Genomic DNA, 241 nt, shown 5'->3' on the forward strand with positions numbered 1-241 from the left:
GGCCGGAAATCGTTGGCCCGTCACCGAAGTCGTACTGTAACCACAGCCCAGGTTCGGTTACCCACGGCCGATACACTCGCCGCCGACCAGCCCGAAACTGGGCCTTCGCCTCCGCGACCGTCCGGCGCGTGGTCCGCTCACCGCCGGTGAACCCCAGCGCGACGATCCGTTCGTGGATGACATCCGCGCGGACCTTGCCCTGCGAGCGGACCACCAACTCCTCGATCTTCGGCAGAAAGTC

1 pseudogene is annotated in these 241 nt (G+C 66.4%); it reads right to left on the reverse strand.

From position 1 onward, the window contains the following. A pseudogene (locus ASU23_RS06820) lies at positions 1–241 on the reverse strand (IS21 family transposase); the annotation flags it as partial.

This window comes from Rhodococcus sp. KB6 (genome assembly GCF_001445685.1).
GTDB lineage: Bacteria > Actinomycetota > Actinomycetes > Mycobacteriales > Mycobacteriaceae > Rhodococcus_F > Rhodococcus_F qingshengii.